The sequence below is a fragment of the Neobacillus sp. PS3-12 genome, from assembly GCF_030915385.1.
Lineage (GTDB): Bacteria > Bacillota > Bacilli > Bacillales > Cytobacillaceae > JAEVLT01.
In genome coordinates this window covers 3794284-3815766 of record NZ_CP133268.1, presented here as the reverse complement: position 1 = coordinate 3815766, position 21483 = coordinate 3794284, and the positions used below count along the sequence as shown (strand labels likewise).

At 36.3% G+C, this 21483-nt stretch carries 23 protein-coding genes and 1 pseudogene; 6 read left to right on the top strand and 18 right to left on the bottom strand.

Going from position 1 to position 21483, the window contains the following annotated elements; all coding sequences use genetic code 11:
* Positions 1-2: 2 nt before the first annotated feature.
* From RCG17_RS19365 to RCG17_RS19325, 9 genes are all read right to left on the bottom strand, one after another.
* On the bottom strand, positions 3-1199 hold the full coding sequence (locus tag RCG17_RS19365; RefSeq protein ID WP_308171719.1) for a nucleotidyltransferase domain-containing protein: 1197 nt from the start codon (positions 1197-1199) through the stop codon (positions 3-5).
* A 12-nt stretch (positions 1200-1211) separates the two neighbouring features.
* Entirely contained in the window at positions 1212-1673 is a 462-nt protein-coding gene (locus tag RCG17_RS19360) for a lasso peptide biosynthesis B2 protein (RefSeq protein ID WP_308171718.1), read from the bottom strand.
* Positions 1674-1703: 30 nt separating this feature from the next.
* Entirely contained in the window at positions 1704-2000 is a 297-nt protein-coding gene (locus RCG17_RS19355) for a lasso peptide biosynthesis PqqD family chaperone (protein ID WP_308171717.1), read from the bottom strand.
* Positions 1997-2932: an aldolase gene (locus RCG17_RS19350; RefSeq protein WP_308171716.1), complete on the bottom strand. Its 936-nt coding sequence runs from the start codon at positions 2930-2932 to the stop codon at positions 1997-1999. The genes RCG17_RS19355 and RCG17_RS19350 overlap by 4 nt, the downstream gene beginning before the upstream one ends.
* A gap of 81 nt (positions 2933-3013) precedes the next feature.
* Positions 3014-3139 carry a paeninodin family lasso peptide gene (locus RCG17_RS19345; protein WP_308171715.1) on the bottom strand — a complete coding sequence of 42 codons (126 nt, stop codon included), beginning with the start codon at positions 3137-3139 and terminating at the stop codon, positions 3014-3016.
* A 14-nt stretch (positions 3140-3153) separates the two neighbouring features.
* A complete protein-coding gene (locus tag RCG17_RS19340; RefSeq protein ID WP_308171714.1) occupies positions 3154-5091 on the bottom strand; it encodes an asparagine synthase-related protein in 1938 nt (645 codons plus the stop codon).
* Between the two features lie 703 nt (positions 5092-5794).
* Positions 5795-5995: a ComZ family protein gene (locus RCG17_RS19335; RefSeq protein WP_308171713.1), complete on the bottom strand. Its 201-nt coding sequence runs from the start codon at positions 5993-5995 to the stop codon at positions 5795-5797.
* Between the two features lie 79 nt (positions 5996-6074).
* Positions 6075-6887, bottom strand: a complete 813-nt coding sequence (locus RCG17_RS19330; RefSeq protein WP_308171712.1) for a hypothetical protein — start codon at positions 6885-6887, stop codon at positions 6075-6077.
* 71 nt (positions 6888-6958) lie between these two features.
* Positions 6959-7693 (bottom strand): lipase family protein, encoded by a 735-nt coding sequence (locus RCG17_RS19325; protein WP_308171711.1) that lies wholly within the window; start codon positions 7691-7693, stop codon positions 6959-6961.
* Between the two features lie 186 nt (positions 7694-7879).
* Between RCG17_RS19325 and RCG17_RS19320 the strand changes: the two genes are divergently transcribed.
* On the top strand, positions 7880-8062 hold the full coding sequence (locus RCG17_RS19320) for a YjzD family protein (protein WP_308171710.1): 183 nt from the start codon (positions 7880-7882) through the stop codon (positions 8060-8062).
* Between the two features lie 248 nt (positions 8063-8310).
* On the opposite strand, the pseudogene clpB reads toward RCG17_RS19320, so the two are convergent.
* Positions 8311-10909: pseudogene (clpB, locus tag RCG17_RS19315) on the bottom strand (ATP-dependent chaperone ClpB).
* 104 nt (positions 10910-11013) lie between these two features.
* On the bottom strand, positions 11014-11193 hold the full coding sequence (locus RCG17_RS19310) for a YjzC family protein (protein ID WP_308171709.1): 180 nt from the start codon (positions 11191-11193) through the stop codon (positions 11014-11016).
* Between the two features lie 254 nt (positions 11194-11447).
* Between RCG17_RS19310 and RCG17_RS19305 the strand changes: the two genes are divergently transcribed.
* Positions 11448-12140 carry a Crp/Fnr family transcriptional regulator gene (locus RCG17_RS19305; RefSeq protein WP_308171708.1) on the top strand — a complete coding sequence of 231 codons (693 nt, stop codon included), beginning with the start codon at positions 11448-11450 and terminating at the stop codon, positions 12138-12140.
* A 29-nt stretch (positions 12141-12169) separates the two neighbouring features.
* On the opposite strand, the gene RCG17_RS19300 is transcribed toward RCG17_RS19305, so the two are convergent.
* The 3 genes from RCG17_RS19300 to glp form a co-directional block, all read right to left on the bottom strand.
* The gene (locus RCG17_RS19300) at positions 12170-12892 is read right to left on the bottom strand and encodes a YwiC-like family protein (RefSeq protein WP_308171707.1); all 723 of its coding nucleotides are present in this window, start codon (positions 12890-12892) and stop codon (positions 12170-12172) included.
* Positions 12893-13202: 310 nt separating this feature from the next.
* Positions 13203-13721 (bottom strand): molybdopterin-guanine dinucleotide biosynthesis protein B, encoded by a 519-nt coding sequence (gene mobB, locus RCG17_RS19295; RefSeq protein ID WP_308171706.1) that lies wholly within the window; start codon positions 13719-13721, stop codon positions 13203-13205.
* Positions 13709-14974 carry a molybdopterin molybdotransferase MoeA gene (gene glp, locus RCG17_RS19290; protein WP_308171705.1) on the bottom strand — a complete coding sequence of 422 codons (1266 nt, stop codon included), beginning with the start codon at positions 14972-14974 and terminating at the stop codon, positions 13709-13711. The genes mobB and glp overlap by 13 nt, the downstream gene beginning before the upstream one ends.
* Positions 14975-15168: 194 nt before the next feature.
* Here glp and RCG17_RS19285 point away from each other — a divergent pair, with 194 nt between their 5' ends.
* Both RCG17_RS19285 and RCG17_RS19280 read left to right on the top strand, forming a co-directional pair.
* Positions 15169-15387 carry a DUF542 domain-containing protein gene (locus RCG17_RS19285; protein WP_308171704.1) on the top strand — a complete coding sequence of 73 codons (219 nt, stop codon included), beginning with the start codon at positions 15169-15171 and terminating at the stop codon, positions 15385-15387.
* Positions 15365-15868, top strand: coding sequence for a hemerythrin domain-containing protein (locus RCG17_RS19280; RefSeq protein WP_308175889.1), 504 nt, complete (start codon positions 15365-15367; stop codon positions 15866-15868). Before RCG17_RS19285 ends, RCG17_RS19280 begins: the two co-directional genes overlap by 23 nt.
* Positions 15869-15912: 44 nt before the next feature.
* Here the strand turns inward: RCG17_RS19280 and moaA are convergent, their stop codons facing one another.
* The gene (moaA, locus tag RCG17_RS19275; RefSeq protein ID WP_374120847.1) at positions 15913-16944 is read right to left on the bottom strand and encodes a GTP 3',8-cyclase MoaA; all 1032 of its coding nucleotides are present in this window, start codon (positions 16942-16944) and stop codon (positions 15913-15915) included.
* Between the two features lie 323 nt (positions 16945-17267).
* Here moaA and RCG17_RS19270 point away from each other — a divergent pair, with 323 nt between their 5' ends.
* Complete coding sequence (locus tag RCG17_RS19270; RefSeq protein WP_308171702.1) at positions 17268-17966, top strand: Crp/Fnr family transcriptional regulator; 699 nt, start codon at positions 17268-17270, stop codon at positions 17964-17966.
* Positions 17967-18005: 39 nt separating this feature from the next.
* Here RCG17_RS19270 and RCG17_RS19265 read toward each other — a convergent pair whose 3' ends face one another.
* The 3 genes from RCG17_RS19265 to RCG17_RS19255 all read right to left on the bottom strand — a co-directional run bounded on the left by RCG17_RS19265 (position 18006) and on the right by RCG17_RS19255 (position 20403).
* The gene (locus tag RCG17_RS19265; protein ID WP_308171701.1) at positions 18006-19130 is read right to left on the bottom strand and encodes a TIGR04053 family radical SAM/SPASM domain-containing protein; all 1125 of its coding nucleotides are present in this window, start codon (positions 19128-19130) and stop codon (positions 18006-18008) included.
* A 175-nt stretch (positions 19131-19305) separates the two neighbouring features.
* Positions 19306-19614 carry a metal-sulfur cluster assembly factor gene (locus RCG17_RS19260; protein WP_308171700.1) on the bottom strand — a complete coding sequence of 103 codons (309 nt, stop codon included), beginning with the start codon at positions 19612-19614 and terminating at the stop codon, positions 19306-19308.
* 18 nt (positions 19615-19632) lie between these two features.
* On the bottom strand, positions 19633-20403 hold the full coding sequence (locus RCG17_RS19255; protein WP_308171699.1) for an alpha/beta fold hydrolase: 771 nt from the start codon (positions 20401-20403) through the stop codon (positions 19633-19635).
* Positions 20404-20614: 211 nt separating this feature from the next.
* On the opposite strand from RCG17_RS19255, the gene RCG17_RS19250 reads away from it, so the two are divergent.
* Positions 20615-21427, top strand: coding sequence for a Cof-type HAD-IIB family hydrolase (locus RCG17_RS19250; RefSeq protein WP_308171698.1), 813 nt, complete (start codon positions 20615-20617; stop codon positions 21425-21427).
* The last annotated feature ends 56 nt before the right edge of the window (positions 21428-21483 follow it).

Sequence of the window (21483 nt, the reverse complement as noted above, 5' to 3'; positions counted from 1 at the left end):
GTTTACGCCCTCCTAGCTATTGCACGTTTTTTTAATTTTCGACTAATCAAAATAAAGGGACGTAAGGGAAAATATAACAAGTGTAGTGATTTTGGCAATGGTAAAAACTCCGCATCTTCTGGGTAAGGATAAAGAAAGCTAAGGATAAAGACAACTTTTTGTTCCATTGACATTAATGAAAATAAATGCCGTTTATGATAGTCTGATATTTCTTCTGGGACTGTTGGTGTGTGCAGGTTAACCATTTGCTTTATATAAAACACAGCTTCGAGTGCTAACTGCTGGTATTTCTTATTCTTGATCAAATTATTAAACTCAATAGGTATATTTGTACCTAATAATTGAGAAGCAAGAATACTTGCCTGACCCCCAATTTGTACTAATTGGCTCTTTTCTAGTAAATGTATTGACTTTATCCAATCAAATTCTTTATTGATTAGCTGGTTGATATCTACCAACCAACGTAGACGTGACCACCCATGCCGTGCACCGTGGGAAACTAGAAATAAAAACAAATCTTCTAATCCCAACATATAAACAGGTCGACTTGTTAAAGAGCTAACCCGTTTTCTATCCCACATTTCATTAAATTTTTGTTCCTTTCCAGGCCCTGGATTAAGTCGCCAATGCACTTCCACCTTAATCTTTCTTTCAGGATGAAAAAAAGTAATATGATGATGTCTCCATTTCCAATCATTTAACACTGTTTCGATATAATCATCTTTAATGTATCCGAGAGATAGCAGGATATTTTCGGCTTTATTCAAATCACTGATTGGTATTAAAAGATCCAAATCTGAAGACATGCGTAAGGAAATATCACCATAAAGATCAGAACCAAGTACTGGTCCTTTCAAAAAAAGGGTGCGTATCTGATTATCGCTAAAAGTATTAGCCAATATTTCTGCTTCACCACTTAAATGAAGCATGTTAAAAATATTTTTCTGGTAATCTTGGAATAATGTTTGAATAATGAATAGAGGAATAAAACTTTGATTAATACTTTTTAACTTTGTATAAATCAAGGGAGTGACTCGATGATGTTTCACAAGAACGAGGAATAAATTCCAATCAATGTTCTTATATTGCTCCTTACATAACCCGATAGAATGATCATCCATTTTGTTTTTTAGGATAAAAAGTAGTAATTGCAATTCATTAGGAAATTCGTCTAAATTAATATAAAGTTCATTATTCATGATTTACTCCTCTTACGATTTTTCATTTATTTGTTTCGCAAATTTCCCAACAATTACAAACCTATTCTTTTCTTCCCCACCTGTGATATAAAAGGGACCACTCCGTAACCATGCATGAGCAATTAAACTTCCATTTTCATCTTTTCCAGTACCTAAATAAAGGGTACTTTCAATTTTACGTCTTTCTAGCATTTTCATGGCTGCCATCGCTCTTACAAGACATTTGCTTTCCCACATAGTATGTTTACTTACTAGATCAATCGCATCTGATATATTCCACAAAATTGGACAATCAGTTTGTTTGTAATCTTTAGAAGTTTCCTCCATATATTTTCCTAAAAGAGGAGATACTCTCGAAAAAGGCAACGCCTTAAGAATTCTTGCCAATGCTAAATAGAATCCAGCTTCTATTAATAAAAGTTTTCTTTTGGTATCCAGAGTAAAAAAACTCATCATTTTCTTTACAACGAGCATTAAACATCCACCCTCTGAAAATACTAATCTTTAATCAATTCTTTTCACCAAATCTTCTTTATACAATTGATTTAGAAAAGATAGTACTTGAAGTTCACATATGTTCTTTTCCACCTCAAATTCAGCAACTACGACATCTACCAGTTTATTTACTTTGATTGGTGATTTAATTAACCCCCATATTTCTCCACCGGTTGTACCTAAGTTAAAATATTTTCCCTTTCGAACGTTGAGTAACACTTTTTCTCCATTCATATCACTCGCTATATTTCCTTCGCATTGTACGACCGTTGTTTTAAGTAAGATTTCAGATGATGTATGAATCATTTGCCTTCCTCCCTTTTCAAATTATCTAAAATGAGATCTACTAAATGATTTACCGTAAATCCCTGCTGAGTGCGCTGTAATTTGTACACGTTGATTTGATTCAAAATACGTGATGACTCCAAAAAATGCCAATCTTCTAACCCTAAACGTGAGATTAAAAAGTTTCGAAAAGTATGGTTATATAGTGTACGAAATCGTTCAAGGCCTTCAATTTTTTCAATAATCACATCTTCGTCATTTGAAATAACTAATTCAAACACACCCGCAAGTTGTAATGGTTCTGAAGAGAAATTAGCATTAACTGGTACTACAAATTTTGTTTCTCTTTCAAATAATGAACGAAACTGATCCGTATCTATCCCAAAATGATTTAGACTTTGTTGCCAGAGCTTTTGTTGAGGATAGGTAGAGGTCACAAAAGGTACATTTTCCTTCGATAAACTTACTGGAATCACATCGTCACTCATAAGGGCATAACCTTTTTTAATCAATGCTGCAGCAAGGGTTGATTTTCCCGCACCTGAATCACCAATAAAAGCATACGCCTTTCCATTGATAGCAAGTGCACTTCCATGTAGTGGCAGTATTCTCTTCTGTATTAATATTGCACCCATACATGTCCCTAGAATATAAAGCCGAATTTTGTCCTCCTCAGCCTCTATCATCGGAGAAACAACAATTTTTTGTCCTTCTGTTATTAAAAAAATCGCCGTATTAGGTACCTCAAACATAACTTTTCCTTTTTCTACTACAAATTTTTTTCGAGTTTCAGAATCAAATTTATACCAATCTTTGGTTAGGTCATTAATTTCAATCCTCACATCTGGGCTTTCAGATAAAAACCCAACTCGAGTTAATTCGGGTAGACGGATTTCACTGACTATATCCATTCCAAAACCAATGTAGGCGAAAGACTTTTTCGTTCGGATCATGTTCTCACTCCAAAAATGAAAAATTAATTAAGACCGCCCTTATACTTTATTGTATAAGGGAAGTCAACTTCATTTGGTTAATTAGCTATATTTAACTGGATCATCTGGATCTGGTTGAACAGAGTCCGGCATCTTATGACCTGGTCCAGCCATAGTCATATTAACATTAAGAACTTCTAGTTCTGGAGTATTCCAATCTTTCTTCATACTGTCACCTCCCTTCAAGCAAATTTTTTCATAAATCTATAAAAAATTAAGCTTCTCATTAAAATTTTAAAATCAGGATCATATATATATTCAGGAGAAGGTATCTCCCTAAACCTTGAAATTGCCTTCTTCAGTACATCTACATTAAGATAATCAGAAACTAGTGAATCATTGGTTAATCGGTCAAGCTCAGCAATAAATGTCTTCCAATTTGGAGCCATACGGTAAATTCCGTCTGCGCCTTGTGCACCTCTTGTCCTAAAGTTCAACCTTACCTTATCGGGCAAAAGATTTTTTGTTATTCTTCGAATCATTGCTCTATCCATGCCATTTTGAACAAATTGATCTTCAGGAATCGAAAGACATAACCGAACAACCCGAAGATCATTTGTTGGGTCTCTATCCCAGACTGAATAAGGTAGAGATAGTTTGGCACCATATGTACCAGTTATATTCCAATAAAATGGATCTTCAAATTGCTTTATTCTGGTTTCATACCAATTTGGCAGTTTACTTCCGGTAATATCCACCCCATATTCCTCTAACTTTTCATTAACTCTCATACTTCTAGAAAATTCAGGGTTGATTAGTAGTGGGAAATTGTTGGCATTATTAGATGCAAACAACTGAGTTAATGATGAAAAAGCCTTTTTCCTAACTACATCAATGATTCGCGATTTTTTAACTTCCAAGTTTTTGCTGTATAAACTTATTTCACGAAAGCATCGAATCAATTGCCATTTTTTCAACAGCATCACTTGATACTCAATTGCAGGACCCCATGATATGGTCCAATTGCCTCTTTGCCCATTTAATAGGACACCCACGCCTTGCTGATTAGCTTTTTCATAAATACCTTTTAGCCAAAAAGTATTCTCAAAAAACTTATAAGGCATTTCCAGAAATTCCAACCATTCATCAACTACTGAAAGTGGACTCATCCCTTCAAAATCTAAATATTCAGCATTTATATTCCCTACATATTTTACAGTTGATTCTATAAATGGTTTTTCGTTTGCAACCCTGCTTTGTGGAGTCCAATCCTCAAATCCTTCAACTGGTACATAACTATACGTATGTAATTTTTTATTTTCTTTTAGTAAAGCCCTTGATGCGAGACTTACAACAGACCCAGAATCTAGGCCACCACTGAGATGAGAACCCACTTGTCTGTGAGTACGCAATCTGGCATTAACTGCTGTCTGAAATACATCACGAAAAACTTCTTCATACTCCGAGTTAGACCTTAAACGTAAGGTGTCTCCTTCAGGAAGTTTACAATATCTTGATAAAGTTATATTTTTTCCCGCAACTGTTATAGAGTGGGAGGGGGGTAATTGTCGTATGTCTTTGTAAACAGTAGAAGATGTATCTACCGAATCAAACATTCCGGGATTAGCCAAAAATTCAGCAATCCATTGTTGATTTAACTTTTTTTCTATATATGGGAGTCTAAGAAGAGGCTCAATGGTTGTACAACAAACGTACTTTTGATTACTCTGAAAAAAGTAAATTGTCCTAGATCCAGAGAAGTCCCTGGCCCCAAACATCTTCTGCTTTCTCTCATCCCAAATCATAAACGCAAAATCTCCCACGAGATACTTCGGGCTATCCTCTCCCCATTTATGATAAGCTAGTAATATGAGCTCACTATCGGTTATCTTTTTTCGACGGTCTCGATCTATTTGCAATCTCTCAAACAATTCGTCTCGGTTATCTATGATCGCATCAGCGGTGATTGCCAACCGTCTTTCATGGTCATAATAAGGAAGCTTCTCGCCGAGTGACTCGGGTGTAATCCACTGAGCATGGCAGCCGAGGAAAACTTTATCATTATTCCAAATTTGAACATCGTCAGCAGGGAACTTTTCCAAAGCTTTCATTATTCGATTTCCGTGTTCAAGATTGATTGGTTCGTTATTTAAATGATAAATACCGGCTATTGCGCTCATGATTTTCCCCCGTAAAATATATAAAATGCATCACAACGAATGTTCTATAAATAGAACATTAAAGGTATAGTTAACAAAAGGAACCTGACATTTCCCATTCCTTATACAAAAATTTTCAAACTTACTTTCTATATCGACAAAACCTAATTACTATTTCAAATCTTTATTTTTTTAAAGTTCTTTATAAAGAACACCTTATAGATATAAATTATCATCTCTTGAACCAATCGTCAATAATATTCAGAATAATTTTCGGAAAATTTTTATTACTTTTTACCTATACTACTAATTAGTAATTATCTATACTACTTTTGTGGTATATAAATACTTTGAAACCTTATGAACCAAATTGATTAATGACCAAGATAAATTGATATTAGTAGCTCTTGAAATGTTGAGAGAATGGACTGCTGTGCCTCAGCATCCTTCAATGTTCTTCTATTGAATAAAGCTAAGTCACTAATTTTAAGAAATTGAAAAATAAAATGAAGTAATTGCGGATGTATATGGGTGATTCTTTCATTTATAACGGAAATAAAAAAATAGTTTATGAAGATTCATATCCTCGTAGAATTATATGGGGTCAAAACACTCCTAAAGCCATTCTAATAAACAGTCTACCTTCTCATTATGTATTTGGAATCCCTGGAGATGCATTCCCGAATGCACCTCCAGCGCTCCAACGGGCCAGACTTACAGCCAGCTAATCCTGTTTTACTTCTTTGAGTGCTTCTTCCCTGCCAAGTTCATATGCTTCTTGCATAACTTTTGTAAATAATTCCATGAACGGTTGAATCACATCAAATGATAATTCAACTCCTGCTTTGTCTAATTGTTCCTTAGCCTGTGGGAAGTACTTCATGGCAATTTGCATAAATTCCATGGATTTATCTGGTGTATTCATTACTTGATCTCCTTTTATTACGTAAATATTTTAGATTAGCACTTCTATTTTAAACTTATCACAGATAAATGGAAAGCTCCTATGAAAGGTCCATCATCTTATTCATAAACGATACATGTTCTTTCTGGGTCATCAATGCTTCCTGATAGGGAGTAACTTCCTTAAGCGTTATTTTCGATATCCCATCATCAACTTTAAACTTAACATCCTCAAAAACTTTTCCTAAGCTTTTATCCAGTTGTAAAATCTCCGTACAAAGTTCCCAGCTTTTAGGTATACCACTTTCCAATAGAAAGCTTCCTGGTTCAGCTGATTCAATTCTTTCAATCAGAGGAGTCAGAAGATCATCAATATAGATGGCATCAAACGGCCACTCTCTGATTTCCAATGATTCGTTCGTTTGATGAAACTGATTTAATAGCTCATTTTGAAATAGGAATGAACTTGGCTGCCACGGGCCAAAAATGGTTGGCAAATAAAAATATTGAATAGTCTGAGCCATATTTTTGGTTTGAGCAATAAAATTCCTGATCTCATCCATTCCTTCATCCTGACTATCGGTTAAAAGTTGAATCGGTAACAGGAATACAAAGTTTGTTTTTGGAGCATTTTGAATAATTCCCGAAAAGGGCCTTTTCAACTCTTTATATGTCATAAACCAATCATAAATTGGAATAATCGTAACCTCTGTCTCAATATTTTCCCCAACAACTGGAAATGATTTTTCATTAAAATTAGCATTGCGTCCCACTTCCAGTCTTTTTTCTTCCAAAAGCAAATCACCTTCGGTATCAAAATGAAATCCCTCAACAGAGAAACCATTTTCGAGAAACCTTTTACAAAGATGAAATCCGATAAATTGATAAACTCCCAAAATACAAACCTTGTCCAATTTAGTACCCCCCATTATATTTCCTAATGAATCCTATGCAGATTCATTAGGAATTATTTCAGCTGAGAAGTTTACAAAATCTTCTCATGGCGGTTAAAAAATTTAACAATCATTGCCCCAATCTGCTGTTTTTTTTCTGGAAGGATTAAACTGGATTCAATTTTATGACTTTCTACCTCATGCTTGATGAGAGATAGATTAAACTTGGTTTGGTTATAGGCTCTTCCTCCAGACAGAACATGAATCATTTTTATTGGTATATGGTGATCATACGGAAACTCTTCATTCTGAGTAAGAACTTTTTCTTCTAATTGTTTGAAGCTGCATTGATAGGCAGTCTCCAATTCTTTGGAAAGCTTTTTTAAAAAAAATTTATGCTCTTTTTCTTGTTCAAGATGAATTTTCAGTGAAAGTATAGGGTTTAGAAAAACCACTGATCTTATTTGCCCAGTCATTCTCTTCATTAACTGAATGGCCGTTAGTGCTCCCATACCTTCTGCAAAAATATGAATTTTAGTATTTAAAATTTCCGTTCTTATCACATATTGATACAATCTAGCTGCCAGGTCAAAAGCTTTATCACTACCCCAATTCCGTCCATAAAGATTAGAGGAAAATATTGTGTATCCTGATTCTTTAAATTTATTAATAATCGACAGCTTTCCCTCATTCTGTAACCAAAAGCTATTTTTAGCATCAACAAAATGTCGTTCATCACCTAATATCAAGATGCCAAACCCGGTTGGTTTTTCAGGGTAATGTATAATATTCCACTCATTATCAAGCTGAAAATTCCGGTTCTCCATGATTAAACTCCTTTTGCCAGTTTTCCTCAACTTATTTTATGTTGTTTTATCTAAAGTGAATGGGATTTGTGCCTAGATTCGAGTACAAATTCATTAAAATGTCAAAATTCTCATTTTTCGTTTCTATTTTTTGGGGGCATATGATAAGATTAAAATAGGATTATAATAGGTAAGAGGTGAAAAAAAGTGCGATATTTTTGGTCTTTGTTTTGGGGCTTCCTACTTGTGCAAATGTTGACTTACGTTGTTAGTTCCATGATTGGAACTACATATGATTTTAAAATGGGAACCATCTTAACTGTAGTACTTGTTGTGATGGTATATGCAATTTCAGCGCTTATTCCAAATGAACCTGCTGAGAAGCACTGATTTTTAGAAAGGTCGTCCTGCTTTATGGCAGGATGACCTTTTTTCATTTTATTCATAGCTATGTTAAATTCGGCTGTTGATTTCCGCTACAGTTTAAAGAAAACTTGCCGATTGGCGAGCCCCTAAGGGCGAAGACAGAGGCATAGTTGCACTTATGCGACATAGGAAATTATAAATTTTGATAAAAAATTTATAATTTCCTATTAGCTAAAAAATCAACAAACTCCTTTAACACAGCTTATTCAAAATTATAGCATTGAATGTATCTTCAATTCCCCATTTCCAATGGTAATATTGACTTTGGAATGATCATGAATGTTGCCAGCGATGATTTCCCGAGCAAGCTTTGTCTCGAGATTTCTTTGAATATATCGTTTTAACGGTCTTGCTCCATAGATCGGATCAAATCCATTAACCGCAATAAACTCATTCGCTTCTTCTGACAACGAGATTTCAATTTGCTGTTCATTAAGCCTTTGCTGTAATTCTTTGATCAGCTTAACCACGATATCTTTTATTTCCACAACTGTTAACGGCTTGAATAAAATCGTTTCATCGACTCGGTTTAAAAATTCCGGACGGAAATGGGCCCTTAGTTGATTTAACACACTGCTTCTTGTTTGTTCATCGATCTCACTTCCTGGGCCTTTCAAGCAATGTTTGCGAGCCAATATTAGAGGTCATGATAATGACGGTATTTTTAAAGTCGACTGTTCTTCCGTGTGAATCGGTAATACGGCCATCATCCAGCACCTGTAATAAAATATTAAACACTTCTGAATGGGCCTTTTCGATCTCATCCATGAGAATAACGGAGTATGGTCTTCTCCTTATCGCTTCCGTCAACTGCCCACCTTCTTCGTAACCCACATAACCGGGAGGAGCTCCAATTAGCCTAGATACTGTATGTTTCTCCATATATTCGGACATATCAATTCGAATCATTTGTTCCTCACTATCAAACAGTGCTTCTGCTAATGCCTTGGCTAATTCCGTTTTACCCACGCCGGTTGGTCCTAGGAAAAGAAATGAGCCAATTGGACGATTCGGATCTTTAATCCCTGCTCGTGCTCGTAATACGGCATCTGTTACCAATTCGACTGCCTCATCCTGTCCAATAACACGCTCATGCAAGAGACTTTCCAATTTCAGCAGTTTTTCACGTTCGCCCTCCACGAGTCTTGCCAGCGGTATGCCTGTCCATCTTGCTACGATATTGGAAATTTCCTCTTCGGTAACTTCTTCACGCAAGAGTCTATTTTCACTTTGCAACGCTGTTTTTTCTTCTAATTCCTTTAATTCCTTCTCCGCAAGAGGAATTTTGCCATGCCGTAATTCTGCCGCACGATTTAAATCATAATCATCTTCAGCCTTTTGTAAATCTCGGCGGAGTTTCTCAATTTCTTCCCGTTTTCCGCTTAATTTTTGGATGACTTCTTTTTCTTGCATCCATTGTGCCTTCATCTGATCTGCTTGTTCTTTTAGGTTTGCTAATTCTTTCGTCAGTACTAATAATCTTTGTTTACTTACTTCATCTTGTTCCTTTGTTAATGCAGCCTCTTCAATCTCTAGTTGCATCACTCTGCGGGTAACCTCATCGAGCTCAGTTGGCATGGAATCAATTTCCGTACGAATTAAGGCACAGGCTTCATCGACAAGATCGATTGCTTTATCCGGAAGAAATCGGTCGGTGATATAACGGTCAGAAAGTGTTGCAGCTGCCACCAGTGCCCGATCATGAATTTTGACACCATGATGGACTTCAAATCTTTCCTTTAAACCACGTAAAATCGAAATGGTATCCTCTACGTCCGGCTCTTGAACAAGAACATGCTGAAATCTTCGTTCAAGTGCAGGATCCTTTTCTATATACTTGCGATATTCATCCAATGTTGTGGCACCAATGCAATGAAGTTCGCCACGGGCCAGCATTGGTTTTAGCATATTCCCTGCATCCATTGCCCCTTCGGTTTTTCCTGCACCGACAATCGTATGAAGCTCATCAATGAAAAGTAAAATTCGGCCTTCACTTTTTTTCACTTCATTAAGAACTGCTTTTAATCGCTCTTCAAATTCACCACGGAACTTTGCCCCAGCAATCAGCGAGCCAATATCTAATGAAAAAACAGTTTTATCTTTCAATCCTTCTGGTACATCTTTTCTGACAATCCGCTGGGCCAGTCCTTCGACAATCGCCGTTTTCCCCACGCCAGGCTCGCCAATAAGTACAGGATTGTTTTTCGTTTTCCGCGATAAAATTCGAATCACATGCCTTATTTCCGTGTCTCTGCCAATGACAGGATCAACTTTACCTGCTTTTACCTCTGCTACTAAGTCTCTGCCATATTTTTTTAAAACTTCATATGTTGCCTCAGGGTTTTGGGATGTCACTTTTTGATTCCCCCTTATTTCTTTTATTACTTGTAAAAATTGCGCCTCACTTTTTTTGAAAGTGGTTAAAGCCTTAGAGAGAATAGAATCTTTCATGTACACAGCTGCTAACAGTACATGCTCAACAGATAAATATTCATCTGCGAAACTTTTTTCTATTTCTTCTGCTTTTACCATCATCCGTTGCAATCGCATACTTATATATAATGATCCTTGATCAGCTCCTGCACCGCTTACCTGAGGAATTTTAGCTAGTTCTTGTTTAAAATCATCCTCCATTTTTTGTAATGGGATGTCTATCCTAGTTAGTATGGTGTTAATCAAACTATCCTCTTGATTCATAAGCGACAGGAACAAATGTGGTTCATCAACTTGTTGATGATTTGACTTGACTGCCAGTGATTGCGCATCCACAAATCCGTTCTGCAATCGTTCTGTCATTTGATTTAAGTCCATCATTTTTTCACCTCTCATTTGACCATTTTTGACCTTTATCTTTATTATAAACCAATAAAAAATGAAAGAAAAGCCATCCGCAGGATGACTTTTCTCTTTCTATTTTAAGGCTTTCTCTTGTAAGTCCACTTACGATTATGGTTGGAGTTTTCAGGGAATGCTTCTCCTGCTTTAAGCTTGATTTTTTGCGGGTTGTTTATATTGCTTCCCGTCTCGCCAACTTCGATATAGATCCCATTGTTAGGTGCTTTTTTCCCTGCACCAAATTGCCGATTTTGTCCCATTCCTATTCCTCCTTTACCTTTACACGATTATTATTTCGTTTATGATGTGGTTTCATGAATGGAACTTTTCTAACCTTTTGTATGTATTTACCTAAAATGCATGTAAAAAGTATACAATTTATGACGAAAATATGAAATAATAGTGGATATGATTGAAATCTGTCCATTATAAACACTATAATTACAGTGTAATCATTTATTAATCACAATTTTCAAAAATTGAAGCACCGATCTCCTTTGAAGGTGGTTATAATATGCAGTCAATCGATAAAGTTCCAACCGCACTGCAAGAACTGTTTGAATTGGTTCATCATACAAAAAAAGTCGAAAAAGGTTCTTTCCTTTTTCAGGAAGGTTCCCTTGCAAATGAATTATATATACTCCATAGTGGAATGGTCCAAGTCAGCAAGATAATTCCCGATGGGAGAGAGCTTACAATCCGCATGTGTAAGGGCGGTGATATGATCTGTGAACTTGAATTATTTTGTCCAGCTAAAAAATATTTATTAAGTGGACGAGTAACAGAAAGCGGAGAAGTTTCCATCATCATGAAAGATCTCCTTGAAGAAAAACTCTCAAAAGATCATGTTCTTGCCGCAGAATTTATGAAATGGATGGGACTCGAATTCCGCAAAACACAGGCAAAATTTCGCGATTTAGTCCTCAATGGAAAAAAAGGGGCACTTTATTCAACATTAATTCGAATTGCCAATAGTTATGGAACAAAAACAAATGCTGGGATTTTAATTACCGTTCCATTAACGAATCAGGAATTGGCTAATTTTTGTGGGACATCACGGGAAGTGGTCAATCGCCTTCTTAGTGAATTGCGCAAAGAAGACATTATTTCTGTTGATAAAGGGACAATCACAATCCATGATCTCAATTACCTTCGCATCGAAATTGATTGTGAAAATTGTCCTGCTGAGATTTGTCAGATTAACTAAAAAAGCTCGAGCGATCTGCTCGAGCTTTTTTAGTTGACAACTAGTTGAATCGCAACAATTATAAAGAATATCGCTGCATTAACAATTTCATATATTCCCACTTGTTTGGTTGATAAAGGTTTTCCGTAAAAACCAATTGCTCGGAGGAGGCTTGGTACATAAGCGATCGCTGCAATCCAATATCCCAGGAAAAGCCAAAGTATGGGTACAGCAATGTGATAAATCCAGGAAAGCCATTTATATTGGACATTTTTCCTTTCTCTTATCATTGTTTTCACATAAAAGGTACATCCTACGAAGAATAGTACCGATGAAGAGAAAACAAAGAAAGCCATCGGGGTAACTTTTCCTACCCCCAGAAAACTACTTGCCAAGCTGGCAAAGGAAAAAGCAAAAATTGCGCTAAAATCATTCATCAGAGCTCGTTCTTTATTTTTTGCAGAATAAAATGCATTTATGATAAAAAAGGGAATCATTAATAAACCAAAATAGATAATGGCAAAATTTTTAAAAAGCGGAAATAGCAATAATAAAACTGCTGGGACCATATAATAGAATGTCCACTTTGTATAAAAAGGGATCTTTTTCTTTTTAAATAACAATAGCATCGGATATGTTGCTAAATATAGTAAAAGCCAGCCAATAAAAAATGGTATATGCTGCCAAACAAAACCACCTTCGATTGCCCCCAGCCAAAATGGAACAATAACCATTGCCCAAGCACCATGTTGTTTTGGTAAGAATAACTTCACTTTGATCACTTCCTCTCCAGCTACCCTAACTATAAGTCAGCATACTTGGAAGGAAAGTGAAACTTGTCACAGTAAAATAAAAAGAAGGCATCCGCCTTCTGAATTGTAACGTTTTATTCATAAATAGAATGGCCCAAGGAGTTGGAAATATTCGAGAATCTAACGGAGATTCGAGTATTTCCAATACTCACTTGTACCAAATATGTCAACAAACATAATATCCCCTAAAAACATTATATACCAATTTTTATAAAAAGGGAGTGATGATAGTCACATTTTTGTCAATTGTACCAATTTTGATGGAATTTTTTTATAATTGTTTTTTCAAGTAATCCTTCGTCCAATCAATTGCATTTGTATCGTTTAAATATAACGATGGGATTTTTTTAAAGGAATCTTCTTTGGGGATCTCCTCCCAAAGCATAATGATTTGAACATTACGCAATTGTAGTAATTCAAGATCCTCTTTTCCCCTTAATAACACTAATTTGGGATACTGCTCGTTTTTATGCCCTTCGATTAAAATTACATCGGGTTTAAAAAAGGAGGCTAATTGGATTTTTTCTTCCAATGTCCACAACGTCTTCTCTGCCTGTAATAAAAGACCGCCATCACCTTCTACTATTGAAGCAAGGGCACCCGATTCAAGATGATTCGTTGAATCTTTATTTTCAGGTGTCTTAGGTTTACCTCCATGGCCATGATGTTTAATAGCGACCACATTTAGATGATCAGCTTTTAACCTGTTAATTAGCTTTGACATGACGGTGGTTTTCCCACTATTTTTATAGCCAACAATTTGAAAAATTAATGGCTTTACCAAGGCCAAACACTACCCTCCTGGTCTTCAAGCAATAAAACGTCTACTTCTGTTCCCGATTCATACCCTCTTGTCCCTCCAGGAAGGATCATTAACGAGTTGGCACCTGAAAGGCTCATAATAATATTGGATTTATCCAATCCGCTCGGTGAAACTTGCAATTTTCCATCTGCAAATGTATATCTGCTTCTAACAAATCTGGTGAAAGGATTTGCCTTTGGAAAATTGGTATCCAAAATGGCTTTTTCCTTACGTAAATGAGGCTTTTCCGAACATAACATTCTCCTGATGATTGGCCTCGCAAATAATTCAAATCCTACATAACATGCAGAAGGATTTCCTGAAAGCCCAAACAAGAGTTTTCCTTTATATTCAGCTACCGTTGTCACACTTCCTGGACGCATCGCAACTTTATTAAATAAAACTTCCGCTCCAAGTTTTTCATAGATTTCAGGAAGGTAATCAAAATCGCCAACCGAAACTCCCCCAGTTGTCATTAATAAATCAACCGTTTCCAGGGCGTCTTTAACCGCATTAAAACATGTATCAAATTCATCAGGTAGCTTTCCTAGGTAGTTGACAATTCCTCCGGCACGCCCTATTTGTGCTGCAATCATATGTGAATTACTATTGCGAATTTTCCCGGGAACTATTGGTTCATTTACTTCTAAAAGTTCTGTTCCAGTAGCAAATAAACCAATAACAGGTTTTCTGGCAACAGGCACATGAGCATACCCAAAAGTAGCAAGCATGGCTTGTATTCCTGGATTAATCAAGGTTCCTTTTTTTACAAGTACTTCGCCTTCCTTGGCATCTTCACCGATAAAAGAAACATTTTCTCCTGCCTTAACACTGCGTTTTATCGTCATATAAGGTTTGCCGTTTTTTTCGGAGGATTGTGCGACTTCAAACATCACTACTGCATCAGAGCCTTCTGGCATCATAGCACCTGTCATGATGCGCACAGCCTCTTTGTCTTTCAGCACTTTTTTTGAAACCATTCCAGCCCCGATATGATCAATAACCTCAAATTCAACTGGATGATTTAACGATGCAGGACTGGAATCAATGGATCTTATCGCAAATCCATCATACGGAGCACGGTTAAAATGGGGAACATCACAAGTTGCCGTTAAATCTTCCGAAAGAAAACGTCCAAAACTTTCATCAATTGAAACCAATTCAGTTTCTCCACTGCATTGGTGCTCCATTATTTTTTGTACAGCTTCCGCTATTGAAATCGGTGTTCTTCTTTCAAACATTCTTATCAGCTCCTAAAACACGTAAGTACATATATGTATTTTCATAATTGCCATATATTTCGCTTAAAAATCATTGTAATATATTAACACTAATTATAAAGAAAAATCATAATAAGTGTGTGATGCTCGTCACCATTTTTTTCTCCTCCATCCTATATGCTATATGTAAACCTACTACTGAGGAGGAATTACAGGTGAATTATACAATTACAAATAATACCTTAGTTAAAGATATAGTAAATGAGTTTCCTAAGTCCAGCGATGTCTTTAAAAAACATCGAATTGATTTTTGCTGCGGAGGGAATATCCCTATCGAACAAGCTGCAACAGAAAGTGATGTGGAGCTGGATTTATTAATTTCAGAATTAAACGTAGTCATCGAAAAGATCAATTCCGGAAGAGACAAACGTTGAAGTATGGACTGATTCAGATTCAAATACAATCATTGATCACGTTATTTCGCACTACCACCGTCCGCTTATCGAGGAGCTTTCCCTCCTCAGCCCATATGTGACAAAGGTATCTCGGGTACATGGAGAACATCATCCGGAGCTCCTAAAAGTGAATGAACTATTTTATGAATTTAAAAAAGAAATGATTGAACATACAGCAAAAGAGGAAGAAATTGTTTTTCCATTAATCAAAAAATTAGCTGCAAATGAAGTTGAAAACACTGAAGAAGCCATTAACATGATCATTGAATTAGAAAAAGAGCACGATGCCGCAGGAGCTATTTTGAAGGAGCTTCGCATAATTACTTCTGATTTTGCTTTACCTTTTGATGCATGCGGAACGTATACTCTTGTCTATCAGCGTCTAGAAATGCTTGAAGCAGACACTTTTATGCATGTACACCTTGAAAATAACATTCTCTTCCCTCGATATATTAAATAAGGATTACTTAATGAAAAAACTCTCTAAATTAGAGAGTTTTTTTATTAGCCGCCTATATAAGACATTTCAATTTTCTTTCGATTTTTATTGGTTTCGGCCGTTCTCTCGTCAGAATACCGATCTGTTCTTCCCTTCCAAATATCAATGATCCTTTGGCGAAGCTGTTCATCAGATGCACCATTTCTCATGATATTACGGATATCGTGGCCATTTCCATTGAACAAACAAGTGAAAATTTGCCCGTTTGCAGATAAACGCGCTCGCGTACAACTGCTACAAAATGATTCAGACACAGAAGTAATAAAGCCGACATCGACTTTTGAATCTTTATAATGATATCTTTTTGCTACCTCTCCAAAATAAGCAGGGTCCACCGCTTCAAGTTCATAATGCTGATTTAGAATGTTAAAGATCTCTTTTTTGGTAACAACATCATCCATCTTCCAGCCATTTGTCGAGCCAACATCCATATATTCAATAAAGCGAAGCTGCAGGCCTTCATTCTTACAAAACTCAGCCATCGGTATGATTTCCGAATCATTTAAACCTTTTTTAACAACCATATTAATTTTTATGCCTAAGCCAGCCTTCTTTGCTGCTTCAATCCCATCAAGAACAGGTTTTGTACCAATCTTACGACCGTTAATTTTGCCAAACAGCTCATCATTTAAACTGTCTAGGCTTATATTGACTCTTTTTAATCCAGCGTTCTTCAAGTCCTCCGCAAGCTTCGGAAGAAGGACGCCGTTCGTCGTGAGTCCAATATCCTCCAAGTCTTCGATTGACGAAAGCATTTTCACAAGTAAAGGCAAATCAGTTCTAAGTAATGGCTCTCCCCCTGTTAGCCTGATCTTTCTTACTCCTAACCCAACAAAAATTTTAGCTGTGCGTTCGATTTCTTCGTAGGTTAATAGTGCAGTTTTCGGCAAGAATTGAAAATCTGACCCAAATTTATCAGCCGGCATACAATATTGGCAGCGAAAATTACAGCGATCAATAACGGAGATCCTTAAGTCGTGTAATGGTCGATTTAATGTATCTGTGATTATGGTACCGTTCAATCTGATCAACTCCATTATTTTAAAAGCGAATATAGTTCAATTTTACCAATAAGCTTACAAAAATACTGTTATTTATTTCACTTTCTGCCTGTAATTTTCACATTCACGAATACCCAATAGAACTGTTAATTTTAATTTATTTATCTTAGTTTAGATGTTAAGATTGTCACATTTCCAAAAGAGAATAACATTTTTTAGATAAGTTTTCACTATATTGTCATTGTTTACTTCTTTTATACATCCAATCTTGAGCTACAATAAAATAGTACATTAATCGTATCATAAAATATCACTCATTGGCAGATAACATAAATCATTTATGAACAAGGGGGAGACAAATGTTAACACCAATTAAACCAACCCAGTCAATTGAAATAAAAGAACTGCTGCAATTCGCAGATCGTACATTCAAATGTGAAAAAGGGACATTTTTATTTCAAGAAGGAATGGAAGCAAAAGAACTTTATATTATTCTATCCGGCAGAGTACAAATCAGTAAGATTACTGCTGATGGCCGTGAGCTTTCATTACGAATTTGCGGTGAAAATGACATTTGTGGTGAGTTAACATTATTTACCGATAACCCTAAATATTTATTAAGCGCTAAAGTTATTGAAGATGGAGAAATTGTAGCGATTCGTAAGGACCTACTTGAAAATGAAATCTTCCAAAATAGCACACTGGCTTTTGAATTTATGAAATGGATGAGTGACCATTTCCGTAAAACGCAAACAAAATTCCGTGATCTAGTTTTAAACGGGAAAAGAGGAGCATTATTTTCTACTCTTATACGTATGTCAAACAGTTATGGAGTACAACAAAAAAATGGGATTTTAATTGATTTACCGTTAACGAATCAAGAATTAGCGAATTTTTGTGGAACATCAAGGGAGAGTACGAACCGAATTTTAAGTGATCTGAAGAGAGATAATATTATTTCTGTTAAAAAGGGGAAAATTACGATTTTGGATTTACAATACTTAAAAACCGAAATAGGCTGTGAAAATTGTCCAGCTGTTTTCTGCAGCATTGAATAGGTGAACTTAAGTAAAGGGACGGCAACCGTCCCTTTTTGCTTACACCTCTTGTTTTCCTCTTAAAGCTTTTGGGATGTAGACACAGAATGGTTCACTTTCGAGATAATCCCCTGTCATTGCATATGCTCTTGATCGGGAACCGCCGCAGACATAGCGGAATTCGCAAACACCGCATTTGCCTTTAAATTCATCAGGGTTCCTTAATGCTGTGAAAATAGGAGAATTCCTGTAAATATCCGCAAGTGACGTTTCACGAACATTTCCAGCTTTAACTGGTAATAGACCGCTAGGATAAACATCACCTATATGAGAGATAAATACAAATCCATTTCCATCGTTTACACCCTTCGGTGCTCTGCCAAGCCCATCAATGGAGCCTGTTAATCCTTGCTCTGTTAAAGTATTTAAATAGTTAATTTCTTGAGTCTGGTCTTTTGCCTCCCGCATTTTCTGCTGAATGACAACGCGGCGGTAATGCTGTGCTTCTGTTGTTTTAATGTCAAAAGGCACTCGTTTACTTAGATCATAAAGCCATCTAAAAACTTGCTCATGCTGCATAGGTGAGATCATATCGGATTCCTGGCCGCGGCCTGTTGGAACTAGGAAAAATACACTCCATAAAACGCATTGTAAATCTTCTACCATTTTAGCCATTTCATCTAAATAATCGATATTATAACGAGAAATAACGGTATTGATTTGAACAGGAATCTCAAGTTCATGTAGGTATTTGATTCTTTCTAAAGTTAAATCAAACGAACCAGCTGTACCGCGGAAATGGTCATGAATTTCAGCACTTGGACCGTCAAGACTAAAAGCCCAGCGTGATAATCCAACATTTTTTGCTTTTTCCATTGCTTCTTTTGTTACATTAGGAGTTGCACTCGGTGTCATCGAAACACGAACACCTTTTTCAACAGCATATTTGGCGATATCAAATACATCCTCCCTCATTAGCGGGTCTCCCCCTGTAAATACGAGCATTGGATTATTCATATCGTACATTTGATCAATTAGATTTTTGCCTTCTTCAAATGTTAATTCGCGAGGATCACGAAGATATTGGGCATCTGCACGACAATGTAAACACTTCAATTGACATGCTCTTGTTAATTCCCAAATGACTATAAATGGATCTTTATTAAAATCACGGCTAAACACCATGTGAAACGCCTCCTAAAAACGGCCTTTTCATATCTACAGCCTTATTATCTGTATTATAATGGTGTTAATATTTTTAAAAAGTGAGCAAACTCACAAACCTTGAGGATCATTGTGACTAAAATGTGATGAAACAAAAAAACAGCAGATTTCTGCTGTTTTTCATTTGTGATTTGTATTATTTAATTCCAAGGGCAATTTTTGCATATCTTGACATCATGTCTTTGTTCCAAGGCGGATTCCACACAATGTTTACTTCGGTATCTTTAACTTCAGGAATATCTGCTAATGCTCTTTTGACTTGGTCAACGATCGTGCCGGCAAGCGGGCAACCCATTGCCGTCAAAGTCATATCGACTGTAAGATTTCCTTCGTCATCCATTTTAAGATCATAAATTAAACCTAAATTAACAATATCAATTCCTAGCTCCGGGTCAATTACAAGTTCAAGTGCACCCATGATACTCTCTTTTAGTTCTTCATTCATCGTGTATTTCACCCTTCTTTATTGTAAGTAATGGATAAACCAGTCAACAGTTGCCTCAACACCCTCAAGGCTGACATTATGACCTGCTCTTTGGTCTGTGATAAAGCGAATTTTTTCTGGATCATCTTGATAGTTGGGCTTTACCTTTTCAAAAAATTGATGGGTTAATGGGTAAGGGACAAGCGGGTCTTTTCTTCCATGCCAGAATAATAACGGCCTGTTATCAAGTTTTTCGGGCTGATGACTAAGATCATATTCCCGAAGAATTCTTAACTGCTCATCAATTTGTTCCGCAGTCAACGGAAGGGTAAGCCCCTGAGCTTTAAGCTGTTCCAACTGCCATAGTGAAAACTCCTCATACGATGGCATTCCCATTAAGCTAACGGCCGCCTTAATCCATTTATATTGGGTTAAAGCACCTAAAGTAACGATTCCGCCCATCGATGTACCGGCTAATCCAATCTTTTCCGAGTCAATCAGACCTTTTTTTAGATAAGATTCCTTTAGCCTCTTAATTTCATCTATGGTATTTAGTACCATTTCCCAAAAACGGATATAAAATTCTTTTTCATTCAAACCCTGATCCCTTTCTCCATGGTAAAGAACCTCAGGCATGACAACCCGAAACCCAGCCTCAGCCAAAAGGTAAGCATAATGCAGATTACGTTCCTTCACACTTTTGAAGCCATGAATAAAAATGACAAGCGGAAGCTTTTCAAGCTTTTCACTTTCTTTAACAACATGGAGGAGTGGAATATTTTCAACTTTATCTTTCTCAACAACAACCAAAGAATTTCCTCCTCAATTATATAAACTGTAAAAATTTCATGAAGTGAAATTTTTTACAGGATAGATATAAAATTGTTAACATAGTAATTATTATAGAAAGATTAAATGCCTTTTTCCACTTTTTATAAAACCCATAGAACAGTTTAACACTTACGGATACATTTTTCTAAAAAAACAACTTAAACTAAACGATGAAGAAGAAGGTGACTTGATGGCTGAACGACATTTAATCGCATTGGATTTAGATGGAACTTTGTTAAAGGATGATAAAACCATTTCACCGAAAACAAAGATGGTACTTAATAAAGCAAGAGAAATGGGACATGTTGTGATGATCGCAACTGGAAGACCATTTCGTTCAAGTGAATTGTATTATCGGGAGCTTGGACTCGATACCCCTATTGTTAATTTTAATGGTGCCTTTATTCACCATCCACTTGATCATAGCTGGGGAACGTACCATTACCCGCTTGATATTAAGGTAGCCAAGGACATTGTGGATGCCTGCAGGTCTTATCAATTTTATAATATTGTTGCCGAAGTTATGGATGACGTCTATTTTCATTATCATGATGAAAAACTTTTGGATATCTTTGGCTTTGGTAATCCAAGAATCACAACTGGCGACTTAGTTAATTACTTACATGATTCCCCAACCAGCCTGTTAATTCATACAGAAGAAGAACAACTAAAACCCCTTCGAAATCACTTATCCGAAACACACGCTGAAGTTATTGAACACCGCAGCTGGGCAGCTCCGTGGCATGTCATTGAAATTATCAGAAGGGGACTCAGTAAAGCGGTTGGTTTGAAAAAAGCAGCAGATTATTATGGTATCACTAAAGAAAGAATCATCGCGTTCGGTGATGAGGACAATGATTTAGAAATGCTTGAATATGCTGGTCACGGCATTGCAATGGGAAATGGAATTGAGCAAGTTAAAAATATCGCCAATGAAGTTACGCTTAGCAACGAAGAAGATGGAGTTGCTGTTTATTTGGCTGACTTTTTGAATCTTTCGTGAAGTGACATTGATTACCTAAATGGTTATGGTTCTCCTGGGCATACTATTATAGAAGC

Excerpts from the sequence above, each read along its gene's own strand:
- RCG17_RS19365 (WP_308171719.1), bottom strand. The coding sequence starts at position 1,199 with ATGAATAATGAACTTTATATTAATTTAGACGAATTTCCTAATGAATTG.
- RCG17_RS19360 (WP_308171718.1), bottom strand. The coding sequence starts at position 1,673 with ATGCTCGTTGTAAAGAAAATGATGAGTTTTTTTACTCTGGATACCAAA.
- RCG17_RS19355 (WP_308171717.1), bottom strand. The coding sequence starts at position 2,000 with ATGATTCATACATCATCTGAAATCTTACTTAAAACAACGGTCGTACAA.
- RCG17_RS19350 (WP_308171716.1), bottom strand. The coding sequence starts at position 2,932 with ATGATCCGAACGAAAAAGTCTTTCGCCTACATTGGTTTTGGAATGGAT.
- RCG17_RS19345 (WP_308171715.1), bottom strand. The coding sequence starts at position 3,139 with ATGAAGAAAGATTGGAATACTCCAGAACTAGAAGTTCTTAATGTTAAT.
- RCG17_RS19340 (WP_308171714.1), bottom strand. The coding sequence starts at position 5,091 with ATGAGCGCAATAGCCGGTATTTATCATTTAAATAACGAACCAATCAAT.
- RCG17_RS19335 (WP_308171713.1), bottom strand. The coding sequence starts at position 5,995 with ATGAATACACCAGATAAATCCATGGAATTTATGCAAATTGCCATGAAG.
- RCG17_RS19325 (WP_308171711.1), bottom strand. The coding sequence starts at position 7,693 with ATGGAGAACCGGAATTTTCAGCTTGATAATGAGTGGAATATTATACAT.
- RCG17_RS19310 (WP_308171709.1), bottom strand. The coding sequence starts at position 11,193 with ATGGGACAAAATCGGCAATTTGGTGCAGGGAAAAAAGCACCTAACAAT.
- RCG17_RS19305 (WP_308171708.1), top strand. The coding sequence starts at position 11,448 with ATGCAGTCAATCGATAAAGTTCCAACCGCACTGCAAGAACTGTTTGAA.
- glp (WP_308171705.1), bottom strand. The coding sequence starts at position 14,974 with ATGTTTGAAAGAAGAACACCGATTTCAATAGCGGAAGCTGTACAAAAA.
- moaA (WP_374120847.1), bottom strand. The coding sequence starts at position 16,944 with ATGGAGTTGATCAGATTGAACGGTACCATAATCACAGATACATTAAAT.
- RCG17_RS19270 (WP_308171702.1), top strand. The coding sequence starts at position 17,268 with ATGTTAACACCAATTAAACCAACCCAGTCAATTGAAATAAAAGAACTG.
- RCG17_RS19265 (WP_308171701.1), bottom strand. The coding sequence starts at position 19,130 with ATGGTGTTTAGCCGTGATTTTAATAAAGATCCATTTATAGTCATTTGG.
- RCG17_RS19260 (WP_308171700.1), bottom strand. The coding sequence starts at position 19,614 with ATGAATGAAGAACTAAAAGAGAGTATCATGGGTGCACTTGAACTTGTA.
- RCG17_RS19250 (WP_308171698.1), top strand. The coding sequence starts at position 20,615 with ATGGCTGAACGACATTTAATCGCATTGGATTTAGATGGAACTTTGTTA.